This window comes from Leucobacter sp. (genome assembly GCF_053528595.1).
The window spans coordinates 37,394-57,754 of sequence record NZ_JAIVPF010000016.1 but is presented as its reverse complement, the minus strand read 5'-3'; the positions used below and the strand labels follow the sequence as shown (position 1 = coordinate 57,754).

At 63.6% G+C, this 20,361-nt stretch carries 22 protein-coding genes; 12 read left to right on the top strand and 10 right to left on the bottom strand.

Annotated features, from left to right (window positions below):
- The 6 genes from ACWKZU_RS02555 to ACWKZU_RS02530 form a co-directional block, all read left to right on the top strand.
- The coding region (locus ACWKZU_RS02555; RefSeq protein WP_449280825.1) for an N-6 DNA methylase at window positions 1-727 on the top strand (727 nt) is incomplete at its 5' end.
- Window positions 727-1,923, top strand: a complete 1,197-nt coding sequence (locus tag ACWKZU_RS02550) for a restriction endonuclease subunit S (RefSeq protein ID WP_449280824.1) — start codon at window positions 727-729, stop codon at window positions 1,921-1,923. The genes ACWKZU_RS02555 and ACWKZU_RS02550, both read left to right, overlap by 1 nt.
- Window positions 1,920-2,660, top strand: a complete 741-nt coding sequence (locus ACWKZU_RS02545) for a TIGR02391 family protein (protein WP_449280823.1) — start codon at window positions 1,920-1,922, stop codon at window positions 2,658-2,660. Before ACWKZU_RS02550 ends, ACWKZU_RS02545 begins: the two co-directional genes overlap by 4 nt.
- The gene (locus ACWKZU_RS02540) at window positions 2,657-5,791 is read left to right on the top strand and encodes a type I restriction endonuclease subunit R (RefSeq protein WP_449280822.1); all 3,135 of its coding nucleotides are present in this window, start codon (window positions 2,657-2,659) and stop codon (window positions 5,789-5,791) included. Before ACWKZU_RS02545 ends, ACWKZU_RS02540 begins: the two co-directional genes overlap by 4 nt.
- Window positions 5,792-5,793: 2 nt before the next feature.
- The gene (locus ACWKZU_RS02535; protein ID WP_449280821.1) at window positions 5,794-7,038 is read left to right on the top strand and encodes a hypothetical protein; all 1,245 of its coding nucleotides are present in this window, start codon (window positions 5,794-5,796) and stop codon (window positions 7,036-7,038) included.
- Window positions 7,031-8,977, top strand: a complete 1,947-nt coding sequence (locus ACWKZU_RS02530; protein ID WP_449280820.1) for an ATP-binding protein — start codon at window positions 7,031-7,033, stop codon at window positions 8,975-8,977. Before ACWKZU_RS02535 ends, ACWKZU_RS02530 begins: the two co-directional genes overlap by 8 nt.
- 139 nt (window positions 8,978-9,116) lie before the next feature.
- Here the strand turns inward: ACWKZU_RS02530 and ACWKZU_RS02525 are convergent, their stop codons facing one another.
- Window positions 9,117-10,007 (bottom strand): hypothetical protein, encoded by an 891-nt coding sequence (locus tag ACWKZU_RS02525; RefSeq protein ID WP_449280819.1) that lies wholly within the window; start codon window positions 10,005-10,007, stop codon window positions 9,117-9,119.
- A 386-nt stretch (window positions 10,008-10,393) separates the two neighbouring features.
- Between ACWKZU_RS02525 and ACWKZU_RS02520 the strand changes: the two genes are divergently transcribed.
- Window positions 10,394-10,927: a type IV toxin-antitoxin system AbiEi family antitoxin domain-containing protein gene (locus tag ACWKZU_RS02520; protein ID WP_449280818.1), complete on the top strand. Its 534-nt coding sequence runs from the start codon at window positions 10,394-10,396 to the stop codon at window positions 10,925-10,927.
- Between the two features lie 14 nt (window positions 10,928-10,941).
- Here ACWKZU_RS02520 and ACWKZU_RS02515 read toward each other — a convergent pair whose 3' ends face one another.
- From ACWKZU_RS02515 to ACWKZU_RS02505, 3 genes are all read right to left on the bottom strand, one after another.
- Complete coding sequence (locus ACWKZU_RS02515) at window positions 10,942-11,841, bottom strand: nucleotidyl transferase AbiEii/AbiGii toxin family protein (protein WP_449280817.1); 900 nt, start codon at window positions 11,839-11,841, stop codon at window positions 10,942-10,944.
- Window positions 11,838-12,419, bottom strand: coding sequence for a type IV toxin-antitoxin system AbiEi family antitoxin domain-containing protein (locus tag ACWKZU_RS02510; RefSeq protein ID WP_449280816.1), 582 nt, complete (start codon window positions 12,417-12,419; stop codon window positions 11,838-11,840). Before ACWKZU_RS02510 ends, ACWKZU_RS02515 begins: the two co-directional genes overlap by 4 nt.
- Window positions 12,420-12,671: 252 nt before the next feature.
- Entirely contained in the window at window positions 12,672-12,827 is a 156-nt protein-coding gene (locus ACWKZU_RS02505) for a hypothetical protein (protein WP_449280815.1), read from the bottom strand.
- A 232-nt stretch (window positions 12,828-13,059) separates the two neighbouring features.
- Between ACWKZU_RS02505 and ACWKZU_RS02500 the strand changes: the two genes are divergently transcribed.
- Window positions 13,060-13,929: a serine hydrolase domain-containing protein gene (locus ACWKZU_RS02500; RefSeq protein ID WP_449280814.1), complete on the top strand. Its 870-nt coding sequence runs from the start codon at window positions 13,060-13,062 to the stop codon at window positions 13,927-13,929.
- Window positions 13,930-14,109: 180 nt separating this feature from the next.
- Here the strand turns inward: ACWKZU_RS02500 and ACWKZU_RS02495 are convergent, their stop codons facing one another.
- A complete protein-coding gene (locus ACWKZU_RS02495) occupies window positions 14,110-14,445 on the bottom strand; it encodes a DUF4342 domain-containing protein (protein WP_449280813.1) in 336 nt (111 codons plus the stop codon).
- 183 nt (window positions 14,446-14,628) lie between these two features.
- Between ACWKZU_RS02495 and ACWKZU_RS02490 the strand changes: the two genes are divergently transcribed.
- Window positions 14,629-15,222, top strand: a complete 594-nt coding sequence (locus ACWKZU_RS02490) for a YdeI/OmpD-associated family protein (protein ID WP_449280812.1) — start codon at window positions 14,629-14,631, stop codon at window positions 15,220-15,222.
- A gap of 76 nt (window positions 15,223-15,298) precedes the next feature.
- Here ACWKZU_RS02490 and ACWKZU_RS02485 read toward each other — a convergent pair whose 3' ends face one another.
- Window positions 15,299-15,805, bottom strand: a complete 507-nt coding sequence (locus ACWKZU_RS02485; RefSeq protein WP_449280811.1) for a metallophosphoesterase family protein — start codon at window positions 15,803-15,805, stop codon at window positions 15,299-15,301.
- A 164-nt stretch (window positions 15,806-15,969) separates the two neighbouring features.
- Here ACWKZU_RS02485 and poxB point away from each other — a divergent pair, with 164 nt between their 5' ends.
- The gene (gene poxB / locus ACWKZU_RS02480) at window positions 15,970-17,694 is read left to right on the top strand and encodes a ubiquinone-dependent pyruvate dehydrogenase (protein ID WP_449280810.1); all 1,725 of its coding nucleotides are present in this window, start codon (window positions 15,970-15,972) and stop codon (window positions 17,692-17,694) included.
- A gap of 9 nt (window positions 17,695-17,703) precedes the next feature.
- Here the strand turns inward: poxB and ACWKZU_RS02475 are convergent, their stop codons facing one another.
- On the bottom strand, window positions 17,704-18,147 hold the full coding sequence (locus ACWKZU_RS02475) for a hypothetical protein (protein WP_449280809.1): 444 nt from the start codon (window positions 18,145-18,147) through the stop codon (window positions 17,704-17,706).
- 90 nt (window positions 18,148-18,237) lie between these two features.
- On the opposite strand from ACWKZU_RS02475, the gene ACWKZU_RS02470 reads away from it, so the two are divergent.
- Window positions 18,238-18,708, top strand: coding sequence for a hypothetical protein (locus ACWKZU_RS02470; protein ID WP_449280808.1), 471 nt, complete (start codon window positions 18,238-18,240; stop codon window positions 18,706-18,708).
- A gap of 18 nt (window positions 18,709-18,726) precedes the next feature.
- On the opposite strand, the gene ACWKZU_RS02465 is transcribed toward ACWKZU_RS02470, so the two are convergent.
- From ACWKZU_RS02465 to ACWKZU_RS02455, 3 genes are all read right to left on the bottom strand, one after another.
- Window positions 18,727-18,912, bottom strand: a complete 186-nt coding sequence (locus ACWKZU_RS02465) for a hypothetical protein (protein ID WP_449280807.1) — start codon at window positions 18,910-18,912, stop codon at window positions 18,727-18,729.
- Window positions 18,909-19,178 carry a hypothetical protein gene (locus ACWKZU_RS02460; protein ID WP_449280806.1) on the bottom strand — a complete coding sequence of 90 codons (270 nt, stop codon included), beginning with the start codon at window positions 19,176-19,178 and terminating at the stop codon, window positions 18,909-18,911. Before ACWKZU_RS02460 ends, ACWKZU_RS02465 begins: the two co-directional genes overlap by 4 nt.
- Before the next feature lie 81 nt (window positions 19,179-19,259).
- Window positions 19,260-19,682 (bottom strand): hypothetical protein, encoded by a 423-nt coding sequence (locus ACWKZU_RS02455; protein WP_449280805.1) that lies wholly within the window; start codon window positions 19,680-19,682, stop codon window positions 19,260-19,262.
- 250 nt (window positions 19,683-19,932) lie between these two features.
- On the opposite strand from ACWKZU_RS02455, the gene ACWKZU_RS02450 reads away from it, so the two are divergent.
- Window positions 19,933-20,361: a DUF1761 domain-containing protein gene (locus ACWKZU_RS02450; protein WP_449280804.1), complete on the top strand. Its 429-nt coding sequence runs from the start codon at window positions 19,933-19,935 to the stop codon at window positions 20,359-20,361.

Here is a 20,361-nt window from a genome sequence, read left to right as displayed (position 1 = left end):
GCACCCTGACCTGCGCGCTGATTTCGTGATCGCCAACCCGCCGTTCAACGTCTCGGACTGGTGGGACGCGAAGCTCGCGGATGATCCTCGCTGGAAATACGGCACACCGCCGCAGGGGAACGCGAACTTCGCGTGGGTACAGCACTTCATCCACCACCTCGCGCCGAACGGCACCGCGGGCTTTGTGCTCGCAAATGGCTCGCTGTCCTCCAAGAGCGGTGGTGAGGGTGAGATCCGGCGGAAGCTCGTCGAGGTGGGTCTGGTGGACTGCATCGTGGCGATGCCCGACAGGCTCTTCTTCAACACCGGCATCCCCGTCTCTCTCTGGTTCGTCTCAAAAGGTCGTGACGGCAACGGGCATCGCGAGCGGCGCGATGAAGTACTGTTCATCGACGCACGCAAGCTCGGCACGATGGAGACTCGTCGCCTGCGCGTACTGACCGACGACGACATTGCGAAGATCGCCGGCACCTACCACGCCTGGCGCAACCACGACGGCGGTTACGAGGACATACCGGGCTTCGCGAAGGCCGCCTCGCTAGAAGAGATTGCCAAGCACGATTACGCGCTCACACCGGGCCGATACGTCGGCACCGCCGAGGTCGAAGCAGACGACGAACCGATCGACGAGAAGATCGAGCGCCTCACGAAGGAGCTGTTCGCCGAGTTCGAACGCGGACGCGAGCTGGAAGACGGAATCCGTCGGCGGCTGAGAGGTCTCAAGTGATGAACTGGCCGATCCTGACCGTCGGAGATATCGCAGCGCCAGAAGCGCGCTCGATCGCGATCGGCCCCTTTGGATCGCGGATGAAGGCGGACAGCTACGTGCCGCAGGGAGTCCCGGTCGTCCGGGGCAACAACATCGTCAAATCGCGTAGCCCGTCCGGTGACTTCGTCTACATCACCGATGAGTTCGCGGATTCAATGCCGGGATGCATTCTGCGAGAAGGTGACCTCGTCTTTCCTCATCGAGGTGCAATCGGTGAAGTAGGACTCATCCAGGGCGACGCGAGCACAAAGATGATGCTTTCGACGAGCTTGATGAAGCTTCGGGTGGATCGAGCACGTATGGACCCACAGTTTGTCTACTACTACTTCCGCACCAGCAGCGGGCGTGCGCAGTTGCTCATGCGTGCGTCAACGGTTGGCACGCCAGGGATCGGGCAGCCGCTGTCGTCGTTGCGCTCGATTCCGATTCCGGTTCCGTCGCTGGCGGAGCAACGCGCCATCGCCGCGACGCTCGGCGCTCTCGACGACAAGGTCGAGTCGAACCGACGAGTAACGGCCGTCGGGGAGTCTCTTATTCGCGCTCTCGTTGAGTCTGCGCTCGATGCCTCCGAGGGTGCGGACGGCACTCTAGGCGATTACTGCAGGCTCGTGAAGGCGCCGGTGAAGGTGGAGGAGATTAGCGCAGACGACAACTACATCGGCCTCGAGCACATGCCTCGAGGATCGATCTTCCTGACGGAGTGGGAGAAAGCTGAAGGGCTAGGGAGCAACAAGACTGCTTTCCAGCGAGGAGACGTCCTCTTCGGCAAGCTGCGTCCATACTTCAAAAAAGTGGGTATCGCCCCGGTCAATGGCGTCTGTTCAACTGACATTCTCGCGGTTCGACCGAAGGACCCTCGCGACCTCGCCTTGATAGCGGTCGTCGCGGCATCCGATGCGTTGATCGATTCCTTGTCAGCCGGTTCCACTGGGACGCGAATGCCTCGCGCCTCATGGAAAGACCTCGCAGCGTGGCAGGTTCCGGTCCTGAGGCCCACCGAACGAGCCGAGCTATCAGAGCGTGTGGCTCCGCTAATCGACCGTCTTGAGCAGTTGACGTTCGAGTCCCGCCGTCTCACCGCCCTCCGCGACGCGCTACTTCCCGAGCTACTCTCCGGCCGCATCCGCGTCCCCGCCGAAGGAGTCGCAGCATGACGGGGATGAATGTTGAGTGGGCTCTCGGGGAGCTGGACAAGTTCATTTCGCAGACCGTGCTCACCAACAACAGCGGCAGTCGGAACGGTGTCACTTACATCACTCACGCTTCGAGCACTGCGGTGCCGGACACCGAGGTCACCAAGCAGGCGCAGGTGATCGAGAAGATCCTCGATCGGGTTGTCCCCAACTGGCGCACCGAGATTGAGCTGCGTAAGAGCAACCGCTGGACGCGGCATCGCGAGGCGGCTATTCGTGCCAAGGCGGAGCTGGAGCGTCAGGAGGAGATCCGCAAGAATCTTGGCGACGATGCTCCGGAGTTGTCGGCTGCGAACCTGCATCCGTGGGTCTGGGGCGGTGCTTCGTCGTTGTGGCACTCGGGGCATTTCCGTGAGGCTGTCGAGGGTTCGATTCGGAAGCTGAATGCGGAAACGCAGAACAAGCTCGGTCGCCGCGATGTGAGCGAGACGGATCTCTTCAACCAGGCGTTCAGCGAACAGCCCGCCGCTGCGAAGAATCCGCGTCTGCACCGTATGCCGGATGACGGCAGCAAGACCTTCAAGTCCGTGCAGCGTGGGGCTCGCATGTTCGCCGAGGGTGTGTTTGCCGGTATCCGTAATCCGCTTGCTCATGAGGCTGACCAGGAGATGCCGGAGCAGCAGGCGCTGGAGTATTTGGCCGCGCTCAGCGTGCTGGCGCGCTGGGTGGATGAATCGACGTTGGAGGTTGCATCGTGAGCGCGTTCAACGAGAACACCGTCGAGCTGGCGGCGCTGGAGTACTTCGCCGAGCTGGGCTACCGCACCGTGCACGGTCCGGACATCGCTCCTGGCGAGCCTGGAGCGGAGCGCGACTCCTACGAGGAGGTGTTGCTCTGGGGCCGGCTTCGTGCTGCGATCAGGCGGATCAATCCGGGGACTTCCCCTGCCCTTGTCGACGAGGCGATCAAGCGGGTGCGGCGCGCGGAGTCGCAGAGCCCGATTGACGAGAACTACCGGCTGCATCAGCTCATCACAGAGGGCGTGCCCGTCGAACATCGCGATGCCGACGGTGCGCTGCGCACGACCAGGTTGTGGCTGGTCGACTTCGAGCAGCCGGAGAACAACGACTGGGTGGCGATCAACCAGTTCACGATCGTCGAGAACGGCAAGAACCGCCGGCCCGATGTCCTGGTCCTGGTCAACGGCCTGCCGCTGGCACTGCTGGAGCTGAAGAACCCAGCAGCGGAGCACGCGACGCTGAAGTCGGCGTGGAACCAGGTGCAGACATACCGGCAGGACATCCCGTCGGTGTTCGTGCCGAACGCCGTAACCGTCATCTCCGATGGAACGTCGGCCGCGATGAGCAGCTATGCGGGGGCGTTCGAGCACTATGCCCCGTGGAAAACGATCGAGGGGCGCGAGGTTGTGAGCGACCGCCCCGCCCTTGAGGTGCTGATCAAGGGAGTGTTTGAGCCGAAGCGGTTCCTTGACATCGTCCAGAACTTCGTCGTGTTCAGCGACGAGACGGCGACGGACAAGGCCACCGGGCAGCCGACGAGGGTGCTGGTGAAGCGTGTGGCGAAGTACCACCAGTACTGGGCGGTGAATGCGGCTGTCGAGTCGACTGTGCAGGCGTCCCGGCCGGATGGTGACCGTCGTGGTGGTGTGGTCTGGCACACCCAAGGATCGGGCAAGAGCTTCGAGATGGTGTTCTATGCCGCGAAGATCATGCGCGACCCTCGGATGGCGAATCCGACGCTGGTGTTCATTACCGACCGCAACGACTTGGACGACCAGCTGTTCGGGGAGACATTCGCCCCTGCCCGTATCCTGCCGGAGACCCCGGTGCAGGCCGCGACACGTACTGACCTGCGGACGAAGTTGAAGCGCGCGTCGGGTGGCATCGTTCTTACGACGCTGCAGAAGTTCGCTCCTGGTGAGGATGGCGATGCCAACCCAGTGCTGACGGATCGTCGCAACGTCGTCGTCGTGGCCGACGAAGCGCATCGAAGCCAGTACGGCTTCGGAGAGACGCTGGATCGTCACGGACGCTTGCGCTCAGGTTTGGCGAAGCACATGCGAGATGCTTTGCCCGGCGCCACCTACCTCGGCTTCACCGGTACACCGATCGAGTCGAACGACAAGTCTACCCGCTCGGTGTTCGGTGACTACGTCGACGTCTACGACCTCACGCGTGCGGTCGAGGACGGCGCGACGGTGAAGATCTTCTACGAGTCGCGCCTAGCGAAGATCGATCTGTCCGACGATGACCTTGCCGCGCTCGACGAGCTGGCGGATGAGATCACCGAGACCGTCGAGGAGGATGCCGCTACGGCGGCGAAGTCCCGCTGGTCGCGCCTGGAAGCGATCGTCGGCGCTGACTCCCGTCTTGAGCTGATCGCCCGGGACATCGTCGAGCACTGGGAGAAGCGGCGCGAGGCGCTGTTCGGTAAGGGCATGATCGTCACGATGAGCCGCCGCATCGCGGTGCGGCTCTACGAGAAGATCGTCGCTCTCCGCCCCGATTGGCATTCTGACGACCCGGACAAGGGCAAGATCAAGGTCGTCATGACCGGCTCAGCGGCCGACCCGGCCGAGTTCCAGCCGCACATCCACTCCAAGGACGTCCGCAAAGACCTCAAGCTCCGGGCGAAGAACCCCGATGATGAGCTCGAGCTGGTGATCGTCCGCGATATGTGGCTGACCGGCTTCGACGCTCCGTCGATGCACACGATGTACGTCGATAAGACCATGCAGAGCGCCGGGCTCATGCAGGCCATCGCCCGGGTCAACCGCACCTTCCGCGACAAGCCCGGTGGACTGATCGTCGACTACATCGGCGTGTTCGCGAACCTCCAGGCGGCGCTCCAGGAGTACTCACCCTCCGACCGTGACCAGGCAGGCGTACCGATCGACGAGATGGTCGCCGTCATGCTGGAGAAACACGACATCATCCGCGGGCTGCTTCACGGCGTTGATTACAACTCCTCGCCCTCGCTCACCGCCTCGCAGCGCCTGACGGAGTACGCCAAGGTGCTCGACTTCGTCATGGCCGACCCCGACCGCACCAAGCGCTTCAACGACCAGGTGCTCGCGCTCGCCAAGGCATTCGCGCTGGCTGGTGCCCGTGACGAGGCTGCCGCGATCCGTGATGACGTTCGCTTGTTCACCGACGTACGTGCGGCGATCCTGAAGATCCAGAACCCCGACTCGGGGCGTGGAGGCTCCGGGGCAGTCGAGATCGACACGGCGCTCGGGCAGTTGCTCAACGAGGCAGTCGCTGCTGACCAGGTTGTCGACATCTACAAGCTCGCTGGCGTCGAGACACCGGAGCTGTCAATCCTCAGCGACGAGTTCCTCGACTCCCTCGCGGAGAAGGACAAGCCAAACCTCCAGGTAGGGCTGCTGCGGCGTCTTCTCAATGACCAGATCCGCACCGTCCAGCGCACCAACCTCGTACAGGCGCGGAAGTTCTCAGAACTGCTAGACGAGGCGATCAACAGGTACACGAACCGATCGCTGACGACGGCGGAGATCATCGCGGAGTTGGTGAAGCTCGCCAAACAGATGCGCGATGACCAGAAGCGGCACGAGGAGCTGGGACTGTCCGCGGCTGAGATCGCACTGTATGACGCAATCGTGCAGAGCGACGCTGCTGTGATGGAGATGGGCGACGACACCCTCAAGAAGATCGCCGTCGACCTCGTCTGGGCCGTCCGCACCAGCGTTGTTATCGACTGGGACCAGAAGGAGAGTGTTCGTGCTTCGATGCGATCGAAGGTGCGGCGTCTGCTCGCCAAGTACGACTACCCGCCAGATGCGGAGGCCAAAGCTATCGAGCTAGTGATCGAGCAGGCGGAGCTGTTCGCGCGAGAGGAGGCCGCTTAACCATGAGCAGTGAACTACGAGTCACCACTTCCTCGCCTACGACCAGGCCGACGATCGAGGGCCTGCCAATCGAGCGACTCCGCACAATTATCCAGGACGCACATCTCAACTTCTTGATCGGCGCAGGAACTTCCGCGCCGTTCCTTGCACCCTTGGGTGATGTGGAGAAGGTACTCACTGAGCTGAAAGGCCCAGGCGATGAGATTCGACTGGCCCGCGCATCAGTGCAGGGCTACTTTTTCGAGAAGGTGATGGTGCCGAATCTTCGGTTGTTGGATGCCGCGAGCGATCCTGACGCCCAGTCGGTGATCAAGTCCTATGGGCGCTTTGTTGCGGCACTGAACCGAATCCTCCTGAAGCGTCGCAGTACGTTGCTGGGCAAGCAGGTCAACCTGTTCACGACGAATGTCGACATGGCAACCGAAATGGCGCTTGAACTTCTAGAGATCGACACGAACGACGGCTTCACGGGGAAGCTTCGTCCGCGCCTCGACCTCGGCGCATACAATACGCTGCGTTTCCGCCAGGGTGCACGTTTCGAGTACCGATCGGAGATTCCAACTGTCAACCTCTTCAAGATCCACGGCTCGGCGGGATGGCGTGGAGAGAACGATGAGATCCACTTCGATCACCGTCTTGAGCTTGTTCAAGAGGTTAAATCTGCATTCGAGTCAGCGAAAACCTCCCTTCTTACTGTAACGACAGCAGACGATGTCGACACGGAGAAGTTGAAGGCGGCTGCGGATGGCAGAAGCTATGATGCTGCCGCGAAGAAGTTTGCCTCCGGGTACCGACATCTGCAGATCGTGAACCCTGAAAAGACGAAGTTTGCGAGTACCGTCCTCAACAAAACCTACTACGAATTGATTCGGCGTTTCGCGAATGAGCTAGAGAAGGAGAACGCTGCGCTCTTTGTGCATGGCTTCTCCTTCCGCGATGAGCACCTACTCGACCTTGTGCTTCGTGCGGCCGCCACCAATCCGACTCTTCAAGTTGTCGTGTTTTGCTACAGCCGCAAGGCGCATGCCGAAATCAGCGTGCTGTTCCCGCCTGAGCGAGTCAAGAACGGCAACGTCCTCCTGATTCAGCCCGGTGTTCCATCTGAGGGGGATACTGAGCGCAAACTTTCTCTTGACGTTGTGGTATCCGACCTCCTTGAGCGTGTGCTCGACGAGAAGGTGCCGTCCGCTGACCACATCATCGAGCTGAAGCTCGGCACGACCGCTGGAACATCGAACGATGCTTGACGAGGACGACACGCTCAAGCGAGATGCCGTATTCAGTATCGGCCGGGTTAGGTCGGTTGAAGGGCGACGAGTTCGGATCGTCGTTGACAAGCTCAAGAACAGTTCGCATCTCCTGTATCGGGGTGAGATCGTCCGCAACGTCGCAGTCGGTAGTTTCGTCAAGATCGCCAAGGGATTTGTCGAACTAGTCGCCTCCGTTGATGGTGAGCGCGTCGAGGAAGACGGCGGAGCTTCACGTGACTATAAGCGGAACGTCGACCGTTTGACGCGGGAATTGGAAGTCAGCCTCGTCGGATACTTCGAGAACGGCGAGTTCCGCCGTGGTGTCCGCGAGATGCCGCTTCTCGACAATGAGTGTTTCATACTAAGTGAAGACGAGTTCAAAGCCATTCACACTTTCGTCGCTGACACTGCTCCGTCGATTCCCCTCGGCGTAGTCGCGATGGAACCAACGCAGTCGGTAGTTGTTGGTGTCGATGCGATCTTTGCCAGTCACGTCGGAATCTTTGGCAACACGGGCAGCGGGAAATCCTACACCTTGGCGAAGCTTTATCACGAGTTGTTCGGTAGGTTCGCCGATCAGCCTGGATTCGTCGGACGGTCACGGTTTGTACTCATCGATTTCAACGGTGAGTACATCAACTCCGTCTCCGGCGAAACCGATTCTTCCTCCGTGATTATCGGCGACGAGCTCAAGGCGCAGTTCCGGCTCTCAACCAGAACCAACAAAGGAGATCGAGTCCCACTCCCGAAGTCGGCAGTCCATGACCCAACGTTCTGGAACATTCTTCTCGATGCCACCGAGAAAACTCAGGCACCGTTTGTCAACCGCGTACTCAGGAACGACTACTGGGAGGAACTGATCCAAAGCGGTGACGATCTTATGGGAGCGATAGCTGCGCTCTTCATCAACGCTACGCACAACACGGACCCTTCGGTTGATAGGCGCCTGCCCATCAACTTCCTTGAACAGATTGCTACGTGCCTAGGCGATTCGGTCTCTCCTGATTTTCGAAGCCTGATTGACGACGTGAACTATAATCTGGATTTCCGTAGCGGCCAGTCAAACTCGTTCTACTGGAAGGCGACGAATGAGTACGCGAACGCCGCGAATCCCACCTGGGATGCTGTAGTACAAGCTAGATTCTCCGGCGTTGCGCAGGATTTTTCCTCGATCACCGATGTCGATCTAGTTCGCTTTAAGCTCGTAATGCAATTTTACCGTGACATCATTCATGGATTCGCAAATCGTGAACATATTGGCCCATTGATCAAACGCCTAGATGAGCGGATCGATGGCATCAAACGACTGATAACCGTCTCGGACGACTCCCTAGTGTCGAAGCCCCTGACGGTTATCTCAATGCGCGATGTGAACCTCGACATGCGCAAGGTCTTGCCGATGATTCTGTGCCGACACTTGTATGAAGAGAAGAAGGCGACGGATCAAGCTGGTGATCGCTATCTCAACCTGATTATCGACGAAGCGCACAACATCCTGTCCGTTGACTCAGCCCGTGAGAGTGAAGCATGGCGTGACTACCGGCTGGAGACCTTCGAAGAGATCATCAAGGAGGGGCGAAAGTTTGGCGTATTTCTGACGGTCGCTAGCCAGCGTCCGCATGACATCTCACCGACGATCATTTCCCAGCTTCACAACTATTTCCTGCACCGCCTCGTGAACGATCTGGACATCAAGGCCATCGAGAAGGCGGTTTCGTACCTCGATCGAGTCTCATTTGAGTCGATGCCGATCCTGCCGACCGGCACATGCATACTCTCCGGCGTCGCCGCGCAAATCCCGGTAATGGTGACAGTGGGCACCCTCCAGCCGCAGTTCGCACCGAACAGTCGTACCATGTCGATTGTTGAAGCTTGGGCAAGCCCGCTCGCTGCACCCTATGAAGAGAGCACGGTGGTCGAGAACCCGCCCTTCTAGCACTCTTCATCGCTGCCTTGCAGTTTCGCGCACCGTAGGTCAGTGAGATAGCTGGCTGGATCGCTGAATACTAACCCTCTGCGAGTGGCCGATACGGACATACGAGGCCGTCGCTTGCCCTCGCTGGAGCTGTGGTGCGTCACTCCTCGCCACGGACGGCAACTAGCTCGCGAACGGACGCTGCAATGACCTGGGCCGTTAGGTCACTCAATGTTGAGAGCAGTTCCAGCATGCCTCGTGCCTCATCTGTGTCGATGAATGTTGGATGTGACTGCCAAGTGAACTGTCGCTCATCAACGAACTTCAAGGTACGGAAAGACCCAGCTCCGGTCGGATGAGCCATCTTGCTGAGCTGGCCATACATCGCCTTGTAACCGGGAAGGTATTTTTCAGTTTCAGCGATCACTCTTCCGATTGGAAGCCCGTGCTCGGCGCCCGGATGCAACTTAGAAAGTTCATTCGGATGGCGATTCACGTAGTACACCGTGGCAAGGTTCTCGGCGAACGAGCGCAGCAGGGCTGCGCCCGCCAGCGGGTTCCCAGCCTCAACCATGTTGATGACCCCAAGGGAAAACGCTTGTGCCCGCTCGATGAAGCCGAGCAGAGGAAAGTGTGCTTCCGTGAGTTCGCCCCGCGGTCCGAACATATGGACGGATCCGTCAAGCATTGCTCGGGATTGCCGACGCGCTTCGGCCAGGTCATCAACGATCGAGGTCGAATCGAAGGGGCCGCCTTTTCCTTCGTCGGAATCGCCAGGTAGCGGAAGCACACCTGGCGTCCCCTTTGATTTGGCGTAGGTGTCCCATTCCTCGATTCGCTCGTTCAGTCGGTCAGAGAGCGCATGAGCCGTCGTCGAGTGTAGGTAATGCCGTACACCGTGAATCGTTACGATCAGGCATTCGTCGTGATCGTCACCAGTCAGATCCACGTCGACATGACCGTACGGCCAATCGACCGGCACGCGCGGCTCGTGGGTCTCAGGCGGTTGTTGTTCTCGTCGCTCCTGCTTGAGCCTGGCTCCCTTACCCATGAGAATGAGCCTACCGATATGTCGAGAAGAGTCCCGAGGACGCGCTTATCCAGCTCCTGTCGGGGACACCCAAGCGGATCCATGCCCAGGTATCGAACTGGCCTCCCAAATGTCACGGCTGCCGGGTAGGTCGGATGATGCAGATGTGTTCGCTGAAGCTCGCATCTCATCCCTCGACGCCGAAACGTCGGTATGTGAAGGAGCTTCGACCTATGTGGGAAGTGGAGCCTGACCCGATTTTGGAGGAGTTGAGTTCGGGGATCGGCGGTTGACCATCCTTGCGGTGTGGAGAGGATACCCCCGCAGCCCTGGCTTGGCGCCCCTAAGTATATCAACTAGGCGCCAATAGCGTACCGATTATGGTACTATATTGACAAGGAGGCGAGGTGTTGGGATACCGAGGCGACTTGTGGGAGATCGCCGCGATCCGCAACGGCGTGGTGACCATCGCCGAGGCGGAGGATGCTGGCGTGCCCGCAGTCGAGGTGCGGAAGCTCGCAGCCCGTGGTGCGCTCCGCGGTTACGGGCAGGGTGTCTACACGCACCGCGACGTGCCGACGACCCCGTTTACTGAGCCGACGATTGCCGTGGCGCTTGCCGGGGAAGGCGCGTTCTTGCACCGCGAATCCGTGCTCGATCTGCTCGGGCTCGGGCAGCTCAACCCGCCGAAGGTGCGTGTGGGCACGCCTCGCCGCGTGCGGCGGACGCTGCCGGAGTGGATGGAACTGGAGAACCGGCCTGACGTCCCCGATGAGGATCTCACTCGCTACGAGGGGGTCTCCGCGACGACCGTTCGACGGGCGTTGGAAGACATGCGGGATCGGATGCCGCCTGACCGATGGGAAGCTCTGCTGGATCAGGCGCTGCGGCAACAGCTCCTCGGAGGGCAGGAAGCCGCTGCGTGGCGCGAATCCTCCTAACTTTCGCCGACCGCTCACTCCCAGGCATGGAGGCGGTAATTCCATCGCCCTCTTGCTGCAGAGGACAGTACCGGGTCGGCAAAGCCCGCGACCGCGGCGAGTACGTCGGCAAAGGCTGTGGGTAGTTCGCCTTCGCGGTGGGATCGTATGCGCCACGCACGGTATTTCTGCTGTGACCGTTCGTTCATCGGTGTAAGCGTGGGCAACAGGGGTGCGAGTGTGACCTTGCGGTACTCGGCGACGGTCTCGATTGATGTGTGGAGATCGCCAGCGTCGACCGAGTGGAGTCGGACGAGCGTGTAGACGTCAGCGAAGTCGCGCCAGCGGGTGTTGGCGACGCCGCGGTCGACGGCGGTGACGATCTTTTCAGCGAGCACCATCGTTAACGGGTATCCCAGCAGCGTCACGGACGGGAGGCCGAGATCGGTGACACGAGGTAGCTCGATCAGTTCGGGTGCTGGCCAGATGGGGTCGCCGAAGTTCACGTCCATTCCGACGGTCGGCCGGGCAGTGCCGAGCGTTGCTATGAGCTTGACCCGGACCCCGGCGTACTCGTCCTCGTCACGAATCGTTGTCGCGGTGACGCTCGCGGGATCGAACACGAGGCCGTCGGCAAGCTCTAGCCTCGCGATGGCGCGGACGCGCTCGGCGACCTCGTCAGGGTCGTCGGTGAGTCGAGTTGCCTGCAGATCGATGTCCTTCGTCGGGCGGCGTGCTGCGAAAGCAGCGAGCAGCACGCCGCCTTTCAGGACGAAGTCATCGCGATACTCGGAGATCGCAATGCGTGCGAGCAGCCCTTCGAGTGCGTACAGCGTCATCAGCTCCTGCACATCTCCGCCGGTTTGCCGGGCGAGTTTTCGGAGGGCGATGGTGGCGTCGCCCGCTGGAGTCCCGTGCTGCGGGTTTGGGCTCATAGCAGAACCTCCAAGGCTTGCTGGATCGCGGGGCGCGCCTTCGGGAAGCCCTCGGCCATCGTGAGTAGCGAACCGGGGCTGTTGCCGCGCCCACGCAGCCACTGCTTGAGCGCGCCGAGGGCGAGGTCACTACCCCAGGCGTGACGTAGGCGGAACAGATCGATGAGGGTTCGCTCGGCGGAGTAGAGACCGATGGAAGATCCAGCCGGCAGCGCATGCTCGGTGCGGCCGATGCTGAACGTGTCCGCGTCGAAGCGGTGCCAGGCGATCGGTGCATGGTGCACGGTGACCGGTTGTGTGCCGCGCGGGATGGCGATGTCGCTTCGGGTGGGAATCTCGTCGGTCAGCTCGTGCAACGACAGCGCCGTCAGGAGGCACAGCGTGGCGTCGGGTCTCTTGGCGGCGATGGCGATCCAGGCTGCCGTTGTGTCGTCTGCGAGCCCTGATCGGAGGAAGAGTCCGGGGGCGATGCGCTCGAACTCGCCGGTTTCGATCAATCGGTCGAGAGCATGCCGAGTGAGACCCTGGAGGCTCAGATCGCCGTAGCTCAGCAGATCAGGCAGCGTTGTGGCGTCCATCAGCACCTCCGGCCAGCAGAATCTGTTACATATACAGCGTACCTGTTGTGGTTTCTGTTGACCAGTATTGGTTCGACCCGCGTCGCGGTGACTGCCGCTGCCGAAGAAAACCACCGCCAGGCGGTCGGGTTTGGATAAAAACCGCACGCAACCGCGGCATGTGTGATCGGATTGTATCCATGAATGATCAGCTGAGAACGCTGGGGGCCGTCGTTCGGATCGGACGATGAGTCACGCTACTTGCGTCGGGATTCACGATGCGCTCTTCGAAGAAGTACCACCGCGATGACGGGCCAACCCGTCTGCCAGTGCCGAGTCGAGGGCTGCCATTGTGACGGCATCGCCGATCTTGCCGAGCACGGTTTCGACCGATGTGCCTGCTGTCTCGCCGACTGCCCTGACGTTCATGACGAGCCTTCCCGCAGGGTCCGAAACGGGATCCTAAACCCTCTCACGGGGTCCGGATGAGCTCGTATCAACCCGCGACAACCCGTAGACTAGTGCCGTAAGAACCGCATGAATACGCGGATCGAGCAGGTTTGCACGGAGCAGCCCGGAAAGCCAGAACCCCTCAGTTGTTCTTGGTTCGAGTCCCTCGCCGTTTCTTTCCGCGCAAGCCCCCGCGCACCATAATGGGGTGATGACCCGCACGCAAGTGATCCTCGACGAACTCGTGCGCGTCGCCGAAGCGGACGGGTTCGGTGCGCACGGCGTCCAGGTGAGCATCGGCGACGAGTCTGCGGTGCACCTCTGGAGCGCCGATGTGCGTCGTGACATCCACTCGGTGTCGAAGGGTGTCTGCGTGCTCGCCGCCGGGATTGCCTCGGACGAGGGGGTGTTCGACATCGACGCTCCGGTGGGGGATTACCTGCCGGACTTCGTACTCGGCGAGGGGGTAGAGGCCGTCACGGTGCGGCACTTGCTCGCCATGACGAGCGGGATCGACCTGCCGTGGTCTCCGACCCTGATGACGGACTGGCCTGACCTCGCGCGCGAGTTCCTCGGACGTCCGTCGCGTGGCAGGGTCTTCCAGTACTCCAATGCGAGCGCCTACACCGCCATGCGAGCGCTCACCGCGGTCGTCGGCGACGTGCCCGAGTGGCTCGTCCCGCGGCTGTTCGAGCCGCTGGGCATCGACGCTCCGGTGTGGGAGCGCTGTCCGAACGGGTGGATCGTCGCCGGCGGCGGGTTGCACCTGCGCCTCGAGGAGCTCGCCCAGATCGGGCAGCTTATCCGCGATGAGGGCGTTTGGCGGGGGAAGAGCCTCGTGCCGCCGCGATGGACGCGGGCGATGCATTCGGACTGGTCCGAGCACGAGGCGGAACCCGCATACCGGCGCTACGCGCTCGCGGGCTGGGACGGTCCCGGCCGCGCCTGGAGACTGCACGGCGCCTACGGGCAACTGCTGATCTTCCTCGATGACGCGGTGGTCACCGTCACCGCCGATGACCACGCGGGCGCCGACCGAATGGCCGAGCGGATCGTGGAGACTCTGGAGGAACACGTGTGATGGCTTCGGCGCGCGGCTGCCGGGCGCGAGAGCCCCGCACGGTAGCGCCGCTGGAGCCTCCACTGCGTCCGTGACTGATCGCGGTTCAGTGGAGCGCGAGCGCGTCGGACTCGATCGCGCTCGCGCTGCTTGAGGGCGCCATCCAGTGCGATCTCATTGCCCGCCGTCTGACCTCCCGGACTACTCTGCCGCGCCCGATTCCGAACTGCTCTCGTCGTCACCCTCGTCATCCTTCGGACGCTCCACCCCGATCGTGAGGCTCGTGGCAAGTGCGGCGACAGCGCCGACGGCGACGAGGATCGGGGCGAGCACGGCGCTCGCGGCCGTGACGGCGACGCCGGCGGTCAGCGGGATCTCGAAGAGCGTCTCGCCGCTCTCACGTTTGATGTAGAGCCGGCGAGCGTTTCCCTCCTCGATGATCTCGCGCACTTTGGCCAAGAGTTCGTCGCTCTTGACCTTGAACTCCTCGTACCAGTTGTTGTCGTTGTTGTTTGCGTTGCCCGCGTTCTCAGTCATGAGCGTTCCCTTCTCAGTGAGGCGTGGCCGCAGTGTATAGAAGCAACCACGGTGCGCGCTGAGTGGTGTTCCCAGCATCTTGCTCAGGGGGCTCACTGAATGTCGCACGCTGCACCGGAAGCCAGAATCGTTTGGGTTCTCGGTTCCCTCACACGTCGTTCCCCAACTCCCTACGATGGACGCATGACCGCACATCAGACCCCGCTTCCCGAGCTCCTCATCCTGCTCGATGTCGCCGCCTGGCGCGCCTGGCTCGACGAGAACGAGCACACCTCCGACGGGGTCTGGCTGGTGCTCGCGAAGAAGGGGACGACCGAGCCGACCGCACTCAGCTATGCGCAGGCCCTCGAGGAGGCGCTGTGCAGCGGGTGGATCGACGGGCAGAAGGGGAGCCTCGACGCCGCCACCTTCCGGCAGCGGTTCACCCCGCGGCGCCGCGCGTCGATGTGGTCGCAGCGCAACATCGGGCTCGTCGAAGAACTCGTCGCGCAGGGGCGCATGCGCGAGCGCGGACAGGCCGAGATCGACCGCGCCCAGGCCGACGGGCGCTGGGATCGCGCCTACGCCGGCTCAGCGACAGCCGAGGTGCCCGAGGATCTCGCAGCGGCGCTCGCCGCTTCAGAACAGGCCGCGGCCATGTTCTCGACGCTCAACGGCGCCAACCGCTACGCGATCCTGCACCGCCTCATGACCGCGTCGAACGCCACCACCCGCGGCAACCGCCTCGCGAAGATCCTCACCATGCTCGAGAACGGCGAGACCCACCACCCGCAGTAACGCCACGAGACAGCGAAGCAGCGAGACAGCAAAGCGCCACACCGGCAAGACAGGATCGTGAAACGAACCCGGCCCGTCACCGATCCCGATCCACCGTCACGAGCCGCACATCGAGGTCGCGCCCGTCGATCGTGACCAGCATCATGGTGCAGCGCGGCTGTCGGCGGCGGGCGGTGGGGGAGCCGGGGTTCAGCAGCCGCATCCCACCGGGCGACACGGTGTCCCACGGGATATGCGAGTGCCCGAAGACGAGCAGATCGACGCCGGCGAACGCCTCGTCCATGCGCTCCTCGCGGCGCCCCGCCGCCCCGGTCTCGTGCACGACCGCCACCGAGAACTGCTCGACCGTGAAGCGGGCCACCTCCGGCAGCCGAGCCCGCAGCTCAGGGCCGTCGTTGTTGCCGAAGACGCCATACAACCCAGAGGCGCGGGATTCGAGCAGATCCAGTGTCGCCTCATCGACCCAGTCGCCGGCGTGCACCACGACGTCCACGGACGATACGGCGTCCAGCACGTCAGCAGGCAGGCGCCTGGCGCGCGTCGGCACGTGGGTGTCCGCGATCAGGAGCAGCGAGGTGGTCACCCTCCCATCCTCCCGCGGCGCTGCGTACAACAGCAACGCGGCAGCGGCACACACCAACCCCGGTACCACCCGCGACCGTGCAGCGCCACCCCGTCCGCACCCCTTGCCCGACGAACGCCGCTCCGGCAAGGATGGAGTGACGGAGAAGAAAGGCAGGCCCAGCCATGGTCACCGTCGCACAGAACATCGTCGATACCCTCGCCGCGAACGGGGTGCAGCGCGTCTACGGCATCCCCGGCGACTCGCTCAACGGCTTCACCGACGCGCTGCGCACCTCCGATATCGAGTGGGTGCACGTGCGGCACGAGGAGGCCGCCGCCTTCGCCGCCTCGGGCGAGGCCGCGACGACCGGCGAGCTGGCGGTGTGCGCGGGCAGCTGCGGCCCCGGCAACCTCCACCTCATCAACGGCCTCTTCGACGCCAACCGCTCGCGCGTGCCCGTGCTGGCGATCGCCGCGCACATCCCGAGCGACGAGATCGGCTCCAACTACTTCCAGGAGACCCACCCGCAGGAGCTCTTCCGCGAGTGCTCGGTGTACGTCGAGCACGTCTCGAGCCCGGCGCAGATGCCGCGCGTGCTGCGCATCGCCATGCAGACCGCGATCGAGAAGCGGGGCGTCGCCGTTGTGGTGCTCCCGGGCGATGTCGCCCTGGCCGACGCCGCGAACGACACCGTCACGACCATCACCCCGTCGCAGCCCCGAGTGATCCCGAGCCGGCGCGAACTCGAGCGCGCGGCCGAACTGCTCGACGACGCGAAGAAGGTGACGATCCTCGCCGGTGCGGGGGTCGCGGGCGCGCACGACGAGGTGGTCGCCCTCGCCGACAGTCTCGCTGCCCCGGTCGTGCACGCCCTGCGCGGCAAGGAGCACATCGAGTACGACAACCCGTTCGACGTCGGCATGACCGGCCTGCTCGGTTTCGCCTCCGGCTACCGAGCCATGGAGCAGGCCGACGCCGTGCTGATGCTCGGCACCGACTTCCCCTACCAGCAGTTCTTCCCGGAGAAGGCGGTCAAGATCCAGATCGACATCCGCGGCGAGAACCTCGGCAGGCGCACCCCGCTCGACCTCGGGCTGGTGGGCGACGTGGGGGAGACCGCCACGGCGCTGCTGCCGCTGCTGAAGGAGCGCCGCAGCCGCTCCCACGTCGACGGATCCGTCGACCACTACCGCAAGACCCGCAAGCGGCTCGACGAGCTCGCCACTCCGGCGGGCGAGGGCAAGCCGATCCACCCGCAGTACGTGGCCAGGCTGATCGACCAGGTGGCATCCGGTGACGCGGTGTTCATCCCCGATGTGGGATCGCCCGTGGTGTGGGCCGCGCGGTACCTCACCATGAACGGCAGCCGTCGCCTCATCGGCTCCTTCAGCCACGGCTCCATGGCCAACGCCGTCTCGCAGGCCATCGGCGTGCAGGCCGCGCACCGCGACCGCCAGGTGATCGCGCTCGCCGGCGACGGCGGGCTCGCGATGCTGCTGGGCGAGCTGCTGACGCTCGAGCAGAACGCGCCGCTGCCCGTGAAGATCGTGGTCTTCAACAACTCCTCGCTCAACTTCGTCGAGCTCGAGATGAAGGCCGCGGGGTTCGTGAACTACGGCACGGAGCTGAAGAATCCGGATCTCTCCGCCGTCGCCCGGGCGGTCGGCCTGCACGCGGTGCGGGTCTCGGAATCCGACGAGGTGGAGTCCGCGCTGCGCGAGGCCTTCGCGCACCCCGGGCCCGCGCTGGTCGAGGTGCTGACGGATCGTCAGGAGCTCTCGATGCCGCCGTCGATCTCGGCCGCGCAGGTGAAGGGTTTCACGCTGTACGCGCTGCGCACCGTGCTCTCGGGCCGCGGAGACGAGATCGTGGATCTCGCGAAGACGAACCTGCGGCAGATCCTGTAGGCCTGCGTCTCAGCGGTCGAGCTTCGGGATCCGGCCCAGGAACGGCCGCGGCCAGGCGCCGAGTGCGAGCACCGCGAGCACGGTCTGCAGGAGACCCGTGACGAAGTAGAGGCCGTGCAGCGGAGACCAGACGAGCATGATCGCGATCTCGACGAAGATCCAGATCATCATCGTCAGGCCGGCGGCCGCCTGCAGGCCCCACGCCAGCCGATACCTGGCGTACTGCGCGAGGATCGCGAGCAGCTGCGCACCCCCGACGACCACACCCAGGATCACCCCCGGCCAGACGTACGAGGTGAAGACGCTGCCCTCGATCCACTCCAGCGGGATGCCCATCCCGCCGCCGATCGTGAGCCCGAGCATTCCCGCGACCGCCGAGACCAGGTTGAACCAGGCGACCGCGAGCAGTGCGATGCGGAGCGGGCGGGGCACGGGTGCGGGTGCGGGCTGCATGCTCCCGAGCCTACTGAGGGGCCGGGCGTCGCAGAAGGGTCTTCGTGCCGGAAAGTGATCCGCGGCGGCGGCGCGGGATACCCTGTGACCGTGGGGTTCTCACCGCTCGGCCTGATCGTGAGCATCGCCGTGCTCGCACCCAACCTGCTGCTGCTCCGGTTCCCGCCGCGGGATCCTGATGCGGCGTCGCGTCGACCGAGCCCGCCGGCCCCGCTGCTGTGGTTGGAGCGCGCGGGCCAGGCGCTCTGCTTGACGGTTCCCGCGATCACTGCGCCCGGGCGGACCACCTGGTGGATCCTGATCCCGACTGCGGCGGGGCTGGCGGTGTACTACGGGCTGTGGGCGCGCTATCTCCGCTCGGGGCGCGGCACGATCCTGCTCTATCGCCCGCTGCGGGGCGTGCCGGTGCCCATGGCGATTCTGCCCGTCGCGGTGTTCCTGGGCGCGGCCGCCTGGCTGGGCAACCCGTGGATCGCGATCGCGGCGATCGTGCTCGCCGCCGGGCACATCCCGGTATCGGTGCTCACGGCACGATCCATCGAGGATCGCGGGGAAGCCTAGGTCAACCGAGGCGCCGGGTCACTCCTCGTCGACCCGCCTGAAATCGGTGCTCCTCGCGAGGTGAGGATCCGACTTGGCGCACGCCGTGTTCGAGCAGTGCGTCACCTCCGGTACGACGACCTCGGCGTCGCGGGGGAGCGTGTTGCCGTCGGGCGAGAGCGTGACGGCGTCCGCGCCGCACTCGGCGCACACGTAGCGGGTCATATGGTCCTCCCCGAGGAGACGTGCTGCGCGATCTCCCGCAGTACGGCGAGTGTCTCGAGGAAGGATCCGCCCGGACCGTGCCCGGAGACGACGAACGCGGTGGCCGCCGAGAAGTCGTGCTGCACGAGACTGACCCCCAGCTCGGGGAACCGCCACCAGTGCGGATCCTCGGCCACGACGGTGACCGCGTTGCCGCCGAGCAGGAAGCGCGCCGACGACTCCTCGGGCAGTTGCTCCGGGGATACGAGTTCGATCACCTCATCCATGCCACCACGGTAGGTCTCGCATCGCGGCATGACCAGCCCCTGGACAAATCGGGCGCCGCGCGCAAGGGGATGAGTCTGCTCTCAGCGTGCAAGCATGTGCGGCGGTCGAGAGCGCTCCTCGAGACGGGCGACGGCGATCTTGACCTCCGTCACCTCGGCATGCAGGCCGTCGATTCGATCGGCGAGGCTTGTGTTGACACCGTCGATCCGGTCCGTGAGGTTCGTGTTGACGGCGTCGATCCGGCCGGTGAGCGTTGTGTTGACGCTGTCGATTCGGCCCGTGAGGTTTGTGGTGACGCCGTCGATTCGGCCCGTGAGGTTTGTGGTGACGCCGTCGATCCGGTCCGTGAGTTTTGTATCGATGGCATCGATCCGACCCACGAGCTTCGCCTCGCTCGCGTCGACCCGCCGCACCACCCAGGCGAGTCCCGCGGCTGCGCCGCCGCCGAGCGTCACCAGCAGACCGAGCGCGCTCAGGATCACGGCGAGTGTCTCGTTCGACATCCGAACTCCTCCCGTCTGCGTTCGCTCCGTGGGCTGTGGGATCGACTCTACGCGACGGAGAGACCAGCGGCACCGGGGCGGGGCGATCTGTGAACAACTGAGCGGACAGGCCGGACTGTGAGCGAAGCAAGACGGGGCGGAGGCGCCACCTCGCGACTCCTCCGATCCTCCGACACCGAGCCGCCGCGGACCACTACCATGAGGATCACCGGCCCCAACGTCGAGGCCGGCACGCCGAAAGGAGTCAGTCATGATCCCCGAGATCAACTACTGGGCGGTGATCGTCGCGACCATCTCCACGATGGTGGTCGGTTCGGTCTGGTACACCCCCAAAGTGTTCGGCAACGCCTGGGCGCGGCTCGCGAAGGTCGACCTGAGCGGTGGCGCGCGGTCGGCCGTCGGACCCATCATCGTCACGGTGATCGTCAGCTTCATCACCGCCTGGGTGTTCGCGGGCGCCATCTGGATCGCCTTCGAGTTCTACGGCGGGTCCTTCCTGATGTCCGCGCTGCTGACCGGCGTGGTGCTCTGGGCGGGCTTCACCGCCGCCCGCTTCATCACCCACGACGCCTTCGAGGGACGACCCTCCGCTCTCACCATCATGAACATCGCCCACGAACTCGTGACCGTGCTCGTGATGGCGCTGATCCTCGGCCTGTGGCCGCCCGCGGGCGTGTGA